Origin of the sequence: Bacteriovorax sp. PP10, from assembly GCF_035013165.1 — a bacterium.
Classification (GTDB): domain Bacteria; phylum Bdellovibrionota; class Bacteriovoracia; order Bacteriovoracales; family Bacteriovoracaceae; genus Bacteriovorax; species Bacteriovorax antarcticus.
The window spans coordinates 1,316,655-1,328,843 of the sequence record NZ_JAYGJQ010000002.1 but is presented as its reverse complement, the minus strand read 5'-3'; the positions used below and the strand labels follow the sequence as shown (position 1 = coordinate 1,328,843).

General features: G+C 39.1%; 11 protein-coding genes. 5 read left to right on the top strand and 6 right to left on the bottom strand.

Going from position 1 to position 12,189, the window contains the following annotated elements; all coding sequences use genetic code 11:
- Nucleotides 1-224 precede the first annotated feature (224 nt).
- Nucleotides 225-2,453: a cation:proton antiporter gene (locus tag SHI21_RS16440; protein ID WP_323577984.1), complete on the top strand. Its 2,229-nt coding sequence runs from the start codon at nt 225-227 to the stop codon at nt 2,451-2,453.
- Between the two features lie 26 nt (nt 2,454-2,479).
- Here SHI21_RS16440 and SHI21_RS16435 read toward each other — a convergent pair whose 3' ends face one another.
- Genes SHI21_RS16435 through SHI21_RS16425 form a run of 3 tightly spaced genes read right to left on the bottom strand, consistent with a single transcriptional unit; the run spans nt 2,480 to nt 5,084 of the window.
- The gene (locus tag SHI21_RS16435; protein ID WP_323577982.1) at nt 2,480-2,734 is read right to left on the bottom strand and encodes a CheR family methyltransferase; all 255 of its coding nucleotides are present in this window, start codon (nt 2,732-2,734) and stop codon (nt 2,480-2,482) included.
- The gene (locus SHI21_RS16430) at nt 2,731-3,324 is read right to left on the bottom strand and encodes a CheR family methyltransferase (protein ID WP_323577981.1); all 594 of its coding nucleotides are present in this window, start codon (nt 3,322-3,324) and stop codon (nt 2,731-2,733) included. The genes SHI21_RS16435 and SHI21_RS16430 overlap by 4 nt, the downstream gene beginning before the upstream one ends.
- The gene (locus SHI21_RS16425) at nt 3,324-5,084 is read right to left on the bottom strand and encodes a HAMP domain-containing methyl-accepting chemotaxis protein (protein WP_323577979.1); all 1,761 of its coding nucleotides are present in this window, start codon (nt 5,082-5,084) and stop codon (nt 3,324-3,326) included. The genes SHI21_RS16430 and SHI21_RS16425 overlap by 1 nt, the downstream gene beginning before the upstream one ends.
- Nucleotides 5,085-5,570: 486 nt before the next feature.
- Between SHI21_RS16425 and SHI21_RS16420 the strand changes: the two genes are divergently transcribed.
- The 4 genes from SHI21_RS16420 to SHI21_RS16405 are packed head-to-tail and all read left to right on the top strand — an operon-like array spanning nt 5,571 to nt 9,491.
- Nucleotides 5,571-6,290, top strand: a complete 720-nt coding sequence (locus SHI21_RS16420; protein WP_323577978.1) for an outer membrane lipoprotein-sorting protein — start codon at nt 5,571-5,573, stop codon at nt 6,288-6,290.
- Nucleotides 6,287-7,540: a hypothetical protein gene (locus SHI21_RS16415; protein ID WP_323577977.1), complete on the top strand. Its 1,254-nt coding sequence runs from the start codon at nt 6,287-6,289 to the stop codon at nt 7,538-7,540. The genes SHI21_RS16420 and SHI21_RS16415 overlap by 4 nt, the downstream gene beginning before the upstream one ends.
- An 8-nt stretch (nt 7,541-7,548) precedes the next feature.
- The gene (locus tag SHI21_RS16410; RefSeq protein ID WP_323577975.1) at nt 7,549-8,268 is read left to right on the top strand and encodes an ABC transporter ATP-binding protein; all 720 of its coding nucleotides are present in this window, start codon (nt 7,549-7,551) and stop codon (nt 8,266-8,268) included.
- A gap of 5 nt (nt 8,269-8,273) precedes the next feature.
- Nucleotides 8,274-9,491: an ABC transporter permease gene (locus SHI21_RS16405; protein WP_323577974.1), complete on the top strand. Its 1,218-nt coding sequence runs from the start codon at nt 8,274-8,276 to the stop codon at nt 9,489-9,491.
- Here the strand turns inward: SHI21_RS16405 and SHI21_RS16400 are convergent.
- From SHI21_RS16400 to pyk, 3 genes are read right to left on the bottom strand one after another with little or no spacing between them, the layout of a single operon-like run.
- Entirely contained in the window at nt 9,474-10,469 is a 996-nt protein-coding gene (locus tag SHI21_RS16400; RefSeq protein WP_323577972.1) for an epoxyqueuosine reductase, read from the bottom strand. The two genes, SHI21_RS16405 and SHI21_RS16400, sit on opposite strands and share 18 nt — an antisense overlap.
- A complete protein-coding gene (locus tag SHI21_RS16395; protein ID WP_323578344.1) occupies nt 10,469-10,666 on the bottom strand; it encodes a 4Fe-4S binding protein in 198 nt (65 codons plus the stop codon). The genes SHI21_RS16400 and SHI21_RS16395 overlap by 1 nt, the downstream gene beginning before the upstream one ends.
- The gene (gene pyk / locus SHI21_RS16390; RefSeq protein ID WP_323577970.1) at nt 10,657-12,150 is read right to left on the bottom strand and encodes a pyruvate kinase; all 1,494 of its coding nucleotides are present in this window, start codon (nt 12,148-12,150) and stop codon (nt 10,657-10,659) included. Before pyk ends, SHI21_RS16395 begins: the two co-directional genes overlap by 10 nt.
- Nucleotides 12,151-12,189 lie beyond the last annotated feature (39 nt).

Genomic DNA, 12,189 nt, shown 5'->3' with positions numbered 1-12,189 from the left:
AGGAGCAATCGAAAAATTTTAGTCAAATACTTCCAATGTCAGAAACAACATTGAGGTTCGTATTACTAGAGTAACTAGATAAGATTTTTTTTATTTTTAAATTAAATTCAATACATTCTTACAACACCTTTCATATCATCGGGAAGTATTGAAAAAACAACATTTTTCAGTTAGCGTTTTGATGACATTACTTTGTTTTCGTTCACAATTTACCAAAGATATCTATGAACCATCTTCCCGATCTAATCCGAGACTTAGGCTTTATTCTTATCACTGCGGCCTGTGTAACTCTTTTGTTTAAGCGTCTCAAGCAGCCAGTTGTTTTAGGATACTTAATAGCTGGATTTTTCCTAGGCCCACACTTTCCATTTTTCATTCACGTACAAGACACTCAATCAGTTCACATCTGGGCCGAGATCGGGGTGATCTTTTTACTTTTTGGTCTAGGACTCGAATTTAGTTTCAAAAAACTTTCTCGCGTTGGAAAAAGCGCCGGCATCACGGCCTTCATTGAAGCCGTCTTTATGCTCGGGCTTGGCTTTTTAACCGGAAAAGTTATTGGCTGGAATAGCATCGACAGTTTATACCTTGGAGGAGTTCTTTCAATTTCCTCAACGACGATTATCGTGCGCGCCTTTGATGAATTAGGACTTAAGGGAAAGAAATTTGTTTCTTTAGTTTTTGGTATTTTAATTGTTGAAGACTTAATTGCAATTTTACTTTTAGTTCTTTTGACAACAGTTGGTGTTTCTAATGCCCTGTCTGGTTCAGAACTAGCGTCGGCCACTTTCAAATTAGGCTTCTTTCTTACCATCTGGTTTTTGGTTGGAATTTATCTGATTCCTATTTTCTTAAATGCCATCAGAAAACTGCTTAACCCTGAGACCACAGTTGTCGTCTCCCTTGGACTTTGTTTACTGATGGTTATTATCGCAACGAACGTGGGCTTCTCTGCTCCGCTTGGTGCTTTCATCATGGGGTCTATTTTAGCGGAGACCAAAGAAGGAAAAAACATTGAGCATCTGCTTAATCCGATTAAAGATCTTTTTTCAGCGGTCTTCTTCGTTTCAGTGGGAATGATGATTAACCCTCAGTCGCTGTATGAGTATGCAGACATTATTCTTATCATCACTCTAGTCACGATTCTTGGAAAAGTTTTCAGTACAACGATCGGTGCTTTGTTATCAGGACAATCTTTAAAGACTTCAATGTATGCCGGCATGAGTTTGGCGCAGATTGGGGAATTCTCATTCATTATTGCCACTCTTGGTGTGACGTTAAAAGTGACCAGCGATTTTCTTTATCCAATAGCCGTGGCCGTTTCAGCAATCACCACTTTTACGACACCTTACTTAATCAGAAATTCCCAACGAATTTATGAAGTCATAAGTGGACGAATCCCACAAGGATTCAAAGAGCAGCTAACTCATTATGAAACAACATTTGTAACTAAAAGTGAAGTCGGTGTCTTTGGACTTTTATGGGAAGCTTACGGGATTCGTATTCTTCTTAACGTCACAGTCGTTGTGGCCATCGCTCTTTTCACCGAGCATGTTATTTTAAATTTTGTTTTCGATTTAAATACTCAATCAAGAGTCATTCCCGGAATTGGGGCGATTATCTCAATCGTCATTGCCGCTCCTTTTTTATGGGCGATTATTTTTGGAGCTCCAGCTCAGTCTTCAACCAATAGCCCTGCGAATGTTATCAAACTTCGCGGCCTTCTGGTCGGAGTCACAATCGCAAGAGTCATCCTTGGGCTCTTACTGCTTTTGGGATTGATCAGTCGATTCACGACAATGCATAGTTCTTACTTATATGCGCTGATCGTGATTGTGATCCTTTCAATTGTTCTTAGAAAATATATCGAGCCTTTCTATCATTCAATTGAAGAGCGCTTCATGTACAACTTAAATGAAAAAGAAAGAGAAGAGCTTGAATTGCAAAAAAGAAAGCCCCAGCTTGCTCCATGGGATGCAGCGATGGTGGAATTTATTGTTTCACCCAACTCGATTATAATTGGGAAAACATTGCAAGAGTCAGAACTAAAAGAAAAATTTGGTGTGACGATCGCTCTGATTGAGCGTGGGCATAAAAAGATCATGGCACCAGGCAGAGACCATTTACTGATGTCGTATGATCATCTTTACCTGATTGGATCCGATACAGAGTTAGCTGAAGCTAAGAGAGTCATCGAGGCCACAGACTTTCATGCCGAGCCACCAGAGCATGCTAATTATGGTTTAGAGAGTTTTCACCTTTCAAAATTTTCTCCTTATATTGAAAAAACAATCCGCGATTGTGGAATCAGAGAAAGCATCGAAGGGTTAATTGTCGGAGTTGAAAGAGAAGGAAAGCGTTTTTTAAATCCAGACTCTGGAATGGTTTTAAAGGCGGGAGATCTTCTTTGGGTAGTGGCCGATATTAAACGTGTAAATTTAAATCTCAAATAAAAAAGGGCGGATCACTTCCGCCCTACTTATAAAAACAACTGCCCTTTAGTATAAATCGACGGCCCCTTCACTTTCCAATTCGTCTTCAAGTTTTGCAATGACTCCGAATGAGAAATAATTAAAACGGCCTCTGGTGCTGCATTTTGAAAAAGACCTTCCGCGATTTGCGCAATCGTCTCAGGGGTAAAATAAATCATCACATTCCGGCAGAATATTAAATCAAAGGACCTATTGAGATCCTGATAATTCCCATTTTTTAAGTTGAATTGCTCGAAGCTCACATGAGGTTAATTGCTTTATTAATCTTCATCCACTCTTTGATGTCTTGAGTTCCTAAGTCAAAGTAGCGATGATACTCATTGGGAATATTGATAAGTTGATCTTTTTTATAAACGCCATTTTTAGCAAACTCTAAAACATTCGTATCAATGTCTGATCCAATGATTTCAAAATCAATCCCGGTTTTATCCAGAAGGTTTTTTAAAATCACAGCAAGCGTGTAGGCCTCTTCTCCACTTGAACTGGCCGCACTCCAAACCTTCAGTTTTTTCTTGCCTTGCTTTTTCCACACAGGAATAAACTTATTAACCAGATAAACAAAGTGTTCATTCTCTCGAAACCACTCCGTCTTATTAGTTGTCAGCAAATTAATAAAACTTTGCACCTCTGGATCATTGGCAGGCCTTGATTCCAGGTAAGAGCGGTACTCATGAAAAGTGGGAATCTTGAGTCTATCAAGGTGAGCATTCAATCGAGATTGAACCAGCGTCTTCTTGGAAAGATTAAGATTAATTCCTGAAGAGACAAAGATTTTCTCTTTAAAGTAGAGAAAATCTTCGTCGGTTAAAATTTTATTTTCGAATAATCCCATTACACTTCTTCAAATCGAGAGTCATTTCCCATTGGGATCTGACTTCCTTCCATACCCGAAGCTTTCTTATACTGAGTTGTCAGTGGCTTCGGAGTCGTTGTTGCTTTTTTCACTGTTGGTACTTTTTTAACAGGGGCCTTAAAAGCAACAACATTTTCAGTATGATCTTTTCTTATAGGCATGGCCATACTTCTGGCCTGATCATTCTCTCCGCCTTTAATTGTCAGTACTAGTAATTCAACCACACCTTTTAAAGAAACGGCCTGTGCTGAAAGTTGCTCTGCTGCACTCGCAGTTTCTTCCGATGTCGTCGAATTGGTTTGAGTGACTTGATCCAATTGGTTCATAGCGCGAGTGATTTCTTGAACTCCCAGAGATTGCTCCTGGCATGCAGTCGAAATTTCATCCGTCATCTTTGTCACTTGAGCATTATTCTTTACGATTTCTTCCAGAACCTCACCACATTCTTTTGCAATTTGAGTTCCAACTTCAACTTTCATTGAACCATCTTTAATAAGCACTTCTACTTTTTCTTTTGTGTCCCTTACGATAGCTTCTACTTTATGAATGCTACTTTCAAGCATCATAGAAATTTCATTAGCAGCATTCCCACTCATTTGAGCAAGATTCCCTACTTCTTCAGCAACAACAGCGAATCCCTTTCCCTGATCCCCTGCTCGTGCTGCTTCTACTGAGGCATTAAAAGAAAGAAGTTTGGTTTGAAAAACGATATCATTAATGACTTTTGTTTTTGTTTCGATTTCTTTAATCACATTTACGATTTCAGAAATCTGGTCATTACTATGATTAATTTGAGTCATAATATTTTTATTACTATTATTAATGTCATCAATCGCATGAATCATATTCACTACAACTTTCTGGCCCTTCGTAGCACTTTTCATACTTCCATCAGCAATCTCAGTGGCCTGTCTTGAGTTGTCAGCATTCTTTTGAACCATTGAACTCATTTCTTCAATCGATGAAGCCGTTTCCTCCAATGAAGACGCCTGTTCTGTAACGGCCTGAGATAATTCTTCTGATGAAGCGGCAATTTGCCCTGCTGCTGAAGTCACTTGTTGTGAGTTATCAGAAAGATTATTGATAACTTCATCAATTGTACGTGTGACTTTTCGAAGTGTGGCCACAGCTAACCCCAGACCTAGAGCAAGTGCAAGGATACTTGAAATAGTGACCATAAACTTAGCTTCTGCATATGTGTCAGCTGCAAGTTGTGTTTCCTCGGCCATCCTTTCTGTATCGCGCACATTAATACGATGTAGGATTTCTTCTCCTTCTAGACGAAGTTTGCGGCCCGTTTCTGCAACTAGTACTGCCGCTTCTTTAGTGTGTCCGGTGTCAACAAGCTCCTGAATATTCTGATTGAATTTCGCCCATTTCTCATAAACACTTTTGAATTCTACGATATTTTTCAGGCCTTCAGGGCTTGAAGTTAATTTTCTGGCCTCGATCATATCCTGAAGTTCACCATGTCTTTTTTCAATAAAACCTTTATTCGTCTTTCTTGCTTCTACTGATTCCTGAAGAATATAATTTCTTTCATTAATGATCTGAATGTAAAAGTGACTCATGATATTGTGAGTTTTTATAAGATTCTGCATTCTTTCTTTCGTGATGACTTCTAAGATTGTATTGATATTTCTCATTTGATAAATACCAATCACTGAAACAGTACAAAGCCCTATCGACATAATAAAAACTACAAAGTAAATTTTTGCGCTTAAACTCCAATTTTTCATTCATCCTCCTTCTAATTATTTACGTCCTCCAATTCGGAATAGAATAAATAAACATAAGTTAATATTATGAAAATAATGTAATTATTATTTATGAAAAATAAATTTAAATAGAAACGATAAAAAAATAAACAAACTAAATGCAATCTCAATTATTACTATTGTCTTATTTTTAATTTCCTCAACTACTCACGCGTACTAAAATTGTTAAGACAATAAGTTATGTAATAAAAAATTCTTCAAAAAAATTATTGCCTCAAGATTGGCCGAAGAAAATATCAACACAAAATCTAATGCTCAAACAATATGACGATGAAAAAAGTCCAGCATTTCTCATCATTGAAATATTTTTCCTGCAACTGAATCTCCACCAAGCGGAATTAATCAAACAGAGGCCTAATCCGACCAAACTGCTCCTGTACTATATTCCTCCTTTTGATACTTGAACTTTTGCATTAAAATAAATCTATCTATATTAAAGGTGGGTTTATGAAGTATTCGAAAGTCTTATTGGCTTCTTTTCTTGTGAGTTTTAAACTTTTCTCAGCGGATCTTGATCCCAATGAAATCGTAAAAAAAGCAGATTTACGTCGTGGACTTGGAAATATCTCTCACTCTTTCAATGTCACAATCACGAACCAGGATAATAAACGCGAAGTGTACCAGGTTAACTTTAAAGACGTTAATGCTTCACTAACAAACCAGACAGAGCCAGAGCGAGCTCGCGGAAGAAAGCTTTTGATGAAGGATTATGATATCTGGCTTTACACTCCAAATATTAAAAAGCCCCTACGCATCTCTCTTGAGCAAAAACTTACAGGTGAAGTGGCCAACGGCGATATCGCCAGAACAAATTACGCTGAAGATTATGAGGCCACAATTCTTGCAACTGAGAAAAAAGGCACTGATGATGTTTATAAGCTAGAACTAAAAGCTAAAAATAAAAAAGTCACTTACGGCCGCATTGAGTACCTCGTGGCAAAAAAAGACTTTACGCCAATCGAAGCGACGTTCTACGCTCTTTCAGGTAAAGCACTAAAGAGTGCTGAGTTCTCTGACTTTAAACAAATCCAGGGAGCGAGCCGCGCGACTAAAGTGACGATTCGTGATTATCTTCAAAAAGATAAATTTTCTGTGATGGTTTTTTCAGATCATAAACCTCAAAAATTCGATGAAAGTTTATTCAATAAAGACAGGTTAGAATTTTGATTAAGAAACTAACCCTACTATCACTGTGTCTACCCTTCTCACTTCACGCGAGTATTGATACATCTGTGCGTGGATACCTGTCTGCTAAGGGGAATTATTATACGGCCGATGCTGAAGAGAACTTTGGCTCCAGAGCACGTGCTCAACTAGAACAGGAATCAAAATTCACTAATGATTTTGTCCTGGTTAATCAGGTGCGTTTTACTTACTCATCACTTTACACTGATGTTTCAAAGAATCAGTCTACTGACGATAAAAATACCCGTGAAATCTATCTGGGCGATAACTATCTTAAGTATAAAAGTTCATCGTGGGTTCTGCAGACTGGTTACCAGGATGTCGGATGGGGCGAAGCTTTTGGTTTTAACTATGCTGACATTGTGAACCCGAAGGATTTACGAGAAACTTTTTACACAGATTACGCTGATTCTAGACTTCCCTTGTTTCTCGTGAACTTTAAATACTTTTTTGAGAATGGGTCGTTGCAGTTAATCTACTCTCCCGAGCCAAGATTCTCCAGAGCACTTCCCGTCGATTTATTTACCCGAGGGGTTTTACCTCAGACTAATATAAAAACCAACACGGAAGACACTCCTGATTTTTTCAAAAAGCATGAGTACGGTGGAAAATTCTCAACTAGCTTTTGGGGAATAGACGCTTCAATTTTTTATTTTTCTTACTTAGACCGTGATGCAAGTTATGTTTTAAAATCTGCCTCATTAACAAATGTCGAACTGGATGAAACCCATTCAAGAGTTAAGACAGCAGGAATCTCTGTTGCCAGCACTCTTTACGATAACTTTGTTTTTAGAACTGACATCGTTCATACTCAAGATAAAAAAATTAATTCAGTTAGTGGATTTTCATTGCTCAATACACCAGTTGATATGACTAATGTGGTGCTAAGCCTCGACACTCCAACTTACAGTAGTTTTTCAGGTGTTCTGGTTCTGGCAACGTCGAGATTATCAAAAGATCTGCCTCAGGCCTTCAGAGAAAAAAATCAAACTTACTCAATCGCAAAAGTTTCATATGACTTAGGCTCAGAAAAAACCATTGATCTATCTTACACTCACGAGTTTAATGAAAATGGACATGCGGTTCAAAGCTTATTTACATGGCCGGTTAACTCGACTCTTGAAGTTCGAGTGGGTGCAGAAACTTACTGGGGAGATCAAAATTCACAGCTAAGTAAAATTAAAAATATCAGCAATGTCTTTTTTGGAATAAAGAATTATTTTCAATTATAAGGATTTCCATGGAAAAACTCTCTGAAGCAGTCCTACGCTTTCAAAATATTCACAAGATCCACTCCTCTGATGGAGTTGATTTCGTGGCCCTTGAAAAAATTAATTTCAGTATCCATAAAGGAGAATTTATCGGTTTATCCGGCAAATCAGGAAGTGGAAAAACCAGTCTTTTAAATGTGGCCGGTCTAATTGACCCTCCAACAAAAGGTGATCTTTTTATTAAGAACATCAACATTAAAGACTTAAGTGATAAACAACTCTCTCTAATACGAGCTCAGGAGATTGGTTTTATTTTCCAATCATTCAACCTTCTGCCACTCTTAAGTGCTCTTGAAAATGTTGAGTACCCTCTTATGCTTTTAAATATCCCTGAAGCTGAAAGACTTGAGCGCGCACACCAGGCACTAAAGCGCGTAGGTCTCGATGGATTTTCTCATAGAAGACCGGGACAACTCTCAGGTGGACAACGCCAGCGCGTGGCAATTGCCAGAGCGATTGTTAAAGACCCTACTTTAATTCTTGCAGATGAACCGACGGCCAACCTTGATACAAAAACCTCAGAAGAAATTTTTGATTTACTTCAAGGGCTGCAAAGAGATTTAAGAGTAACAGTTATGCTTTGCTCTCACGACCAGGATTTAATCTCTAAAACTCACCGCCAGATTAAGATCTCAGATGGACACATCCTAAGTGATAGTTTGCAGTCTAGTCTTAATGGAGGTGTGTAATGTTTATGATGAGACTCAAACTGGCCATTAGAAATATTACCCGTCACCGCTTAAGAAGTTTACTTTCAATCAGTATGATTGCCGGTGCTGTCGCTGCGATGATTCTCTTTCAAGGATTCTCTGCCTACTCTCTTGCTGCTTTAAAATTTATTGCAGCAGAAAATCAGTACGGAAATATGCAGATCGCTGCCCAGAAATACTGGAGCCCAGGAAAAGAGCCGAGAGCTGAAAGACTTTTTTTACTAAATGACTTAGGCGATTTAAAAAGCAAATTCCCTCAGGTTGAACACCTTAGTGGACGACTTAGTTTTTTCGGTTTGATCAGTAATGGTGACCTTTCTGTTGGTGGAAAAATTATCGGAGTTGATCCTGTTGGCGAACCTGAGTTCAAAAAAAGCATGCTTCTGACTCAAGGAAGATTCTTTGATGACAGTGGATCTAAAGAAGTCGTTGTCGGAAAACTCCTGGCCAAACAAATGAACGTCAACCCTGGTGATAACATCACGGTTTTAACCAACACAATTGATGGTGTCATGAATGCCATGGATTTAACGGTGTCGGGTGTTTTCTCTGCCGGTATCGATGAAATTGACTCTCAAGTTATGTACCTTCCTCTATCTGTCACTCAGGAAGTTCTTGATACAAAGGCGGTGGATATCGCCGTTTTAAAATTCAAAGAACTTGATATGGCCGAAGCGAGTCTTAAGAAAATTAATACTGAGCTTAAGGCCTCTCAGCCAAATCTTTTTGCCAGATCATGGCGCGAACTTGCCGTTCTCTTTCGTCAGGTTGATAAGTTCTACGGAGTTCAAAACAGTTTAATCGAAGCCATTCTTTTAGCACTGACGTTCCTGGGAATTTTAAACACGGTCAGTATGACTGTCGTAGAAAGAACTGGTGAGATCGGAACACTAAGAGCACTAGGTGAATCAAGAAAAGAAATTGTTTCTCAATTTGTTTTAGAAAGCATTTTACTTGCCATCATCGGCGTCACTTCCGGAATTCTCTTTTCAGGGATCATGATTGAAGTGGTAGAAAAAGTAAAAATCATGACGGAAATGCCAGGAGCTTCAACTCCCTTCCAGATTAAAATTTACTTCATGATGTCTTCGGTGATTTATGCCAGCTGCCTGGCCTCTGTCACAACAGTTGTCGCAACTTTGATTCCTGCCCTTCGAGCTTCACGACTTGATATCGTTGAAGCACTAAGAAAGAATATTTAACTTCTGAGCTATGTATAATCTGATATTTTTAAGCAGACCTCTTTTTCCTGAACGGGAGAAAGAGGTTTTATCAAAGAGCCTTTCAAAATCTCCCCCACTCCTATTCTCCAAATCCTGATGAAGTTCTGCTACAGGCCTTAACATAAAAAAATCTAAAATCTTTTTTTGATCGGCACTCCAGCTTAAGCGTGGAAATTTTTGTTGCCTGTCGACTCGTTTATTCCATGGACAGACGTCCTGGCAGATATCACATCCAAAGATGGCCCCGCTGGTAAGATCCATTTTGGCCGAAGGGGTGGTATCGATTTTAAATTGTTCAATCGTAAATGTACTGATGCAATCCTGGGCAATAATCGTGCGCGATAGTGGGTCTATGGCCTCTGTAGGACAAGCATCTATACAGCGGGTGCATTGACCACAGTGATCTGTTTCCACTGCTCTCGTCGCTAAATTGAGCTTCTGATTAAGCAGTAATGATCCAATGATAAAAAAACTTCCTTCACTGCGATTGATGAGCATGGAATTTTTTCCAAACCATCCAAGGCCCGCTCTCATCGCAAGATCGCGCTCTAAAACAGGGTGAGTGTCTAAAGTTATTTTATAATCAAGACCATGTTCCGCCTTTAATTTTTCACCAATCGCTTCAAGTTTAGTACGAAGTAAGTTGTGATAATCCCCGCCTTCAAATCCCAAGGTATACGACGCTACTTTGAGCCCGTTCCAGTCTGGATTATTTTTTGTTAATTGCTGAAGTTCAAAATGTGCCGGGTGATAAGAGAATAAAAACACCAGGGCCGATTGAAAATCGCTCCAGTGATTTTTTAGGTCCTGACGTTTCTGTTGTCTTTCCCCTTCGAGATAATGAAGAGGAGCATGAGTGCCACGGGACACCCATTCATTATAGGCCGATAGCGTTTGTGGCGCTGATTCTTCGGTATAACCGAAATCCACGACATCAAAAGTTTTAAGCCAATCCATTATGAAAAATGTGGGATAATTTCGATGGCACCTGTTGGGCATGCATCGATGCATGCGAAGTCCATCGCACACTTGCCAATATTTTTTGCTTCAATATAAGTGATTTTTTTCTCATCTTTAGTCACGGCCCAGATTTCATGAGGACAAACCTGGACGCATGCCTGGCAAGAAGCGCAGTTATTCGTGTCTAGAAGGATTTTTTTTTTTCGTCGGAAGCTTCTTCCAATCCTTGAGATCCGCCAATAACCTTCGGTGTATCCTTGATTAATTCAACTTTCACAGAGTTTGAACTCCCTTGAGAGAAGAATTGTCCGTCACCTTTTGTCACGACTAACTTGTCACCGTTTTTTAGCTTTAAGCGGTCTTTTACTTCTTTAAGAACATTTTTCATGAACTCAGAAGACTCTTTTTCCTGATCGATAACAATAAACGGACTCACACCCCAGTATAAACACATACGGCGGGCCACTTGAATTGAGTTTGTAATTCCTAAAACTGGAATGCTTGGTCTGAACTGAGTGATACGTAAACAAGACGCTCCTGATTCAGTCACAGATAAAATTCTTCTGGCACCAATTTTCTCAGCAATCATTGAAGCAGCAACCATAATAGAAGCTGTCACACTTGATAAATCCTGATGTCTTAAAAGTGGACGCTCTTTTGGAGTGCGCTCAGCTTCTCTGACGATACTATCCATCATTCTTACAGTTTCCAGAGGGTATTTCCCTGAAGCTGATTCACCTGAAAGCATAACTGCATCTGTTCCGTCCCAAATCGCATTGGCAACGTCAGAAGCTTCAGCTCTGGTTGGAGTCGGGTTTTCCGTCATACTCTCTAACATTTGAGTCGCAGTGATAACTGGAATCCCGCGGTCATTACATTCTTTAATAATTTTTTTCTGAATTGCTGGAACTAAATGGTTTCCAACCTCAACACCCATATCTCCACGGGCAACCATGATCATATCTGTCACTGATAAAATTTCATCAAGATTGTCTACGGCCTGAGGTTTCTCAATTTTAGAAATGATTGGGATATTCACTTTTAATTCATGTAAAAGTGTCTTCACTTGCATGATGTCTTCTTTTCTACGAACAAAAGAAAGGGCCACGTAATCTGCACCTTCTTTTAAAGCAAACATTAAGTCTTCGCGGTCTTTTACAGTGAATGCCGGAGCAGACACTTCACAATCAGGAAGGTTAATTCCTTTGTTTGATTTAAGTGTTCCACCAGTAATGATTTTAATTTTATACACATCACGATCACGAACAGTCGCAACAGCGGACATAAGCCCGTCATCAAAAAGAATTCTTGCACCATCGTGACAGTCGGCCACAAGGTTTTCATAAATAGTCGGGATGTAACAATCAGCGTATTCAGGGTATTTGTCTTTAAGCTTAGCAGCTCCAATAACCCATTCAGTTCCATTTTCAATTTTAAGTGGCTCAGGAAGTTTATCAACGCGGATTTTTGGCCCTTGTAAATCAGCTAGAATCGCCACTTCATATCCAGACTCACGAGAAGCTTCGCGAATATTTTTAATAACCGCAGAATGGGCCTCATAAGTTCCGTGACTCATATTAATTCGACAGACGTTTACGCCTGCTTCAATTAATTTTGATAACATTTCTTTTGAATTTGTCGAAGGGCCGATAGTAGCTATAATTTTGGCGCGTCTCATTGATGTCCTAGGTAGATAAATTTCTTTATCTACCTAGCT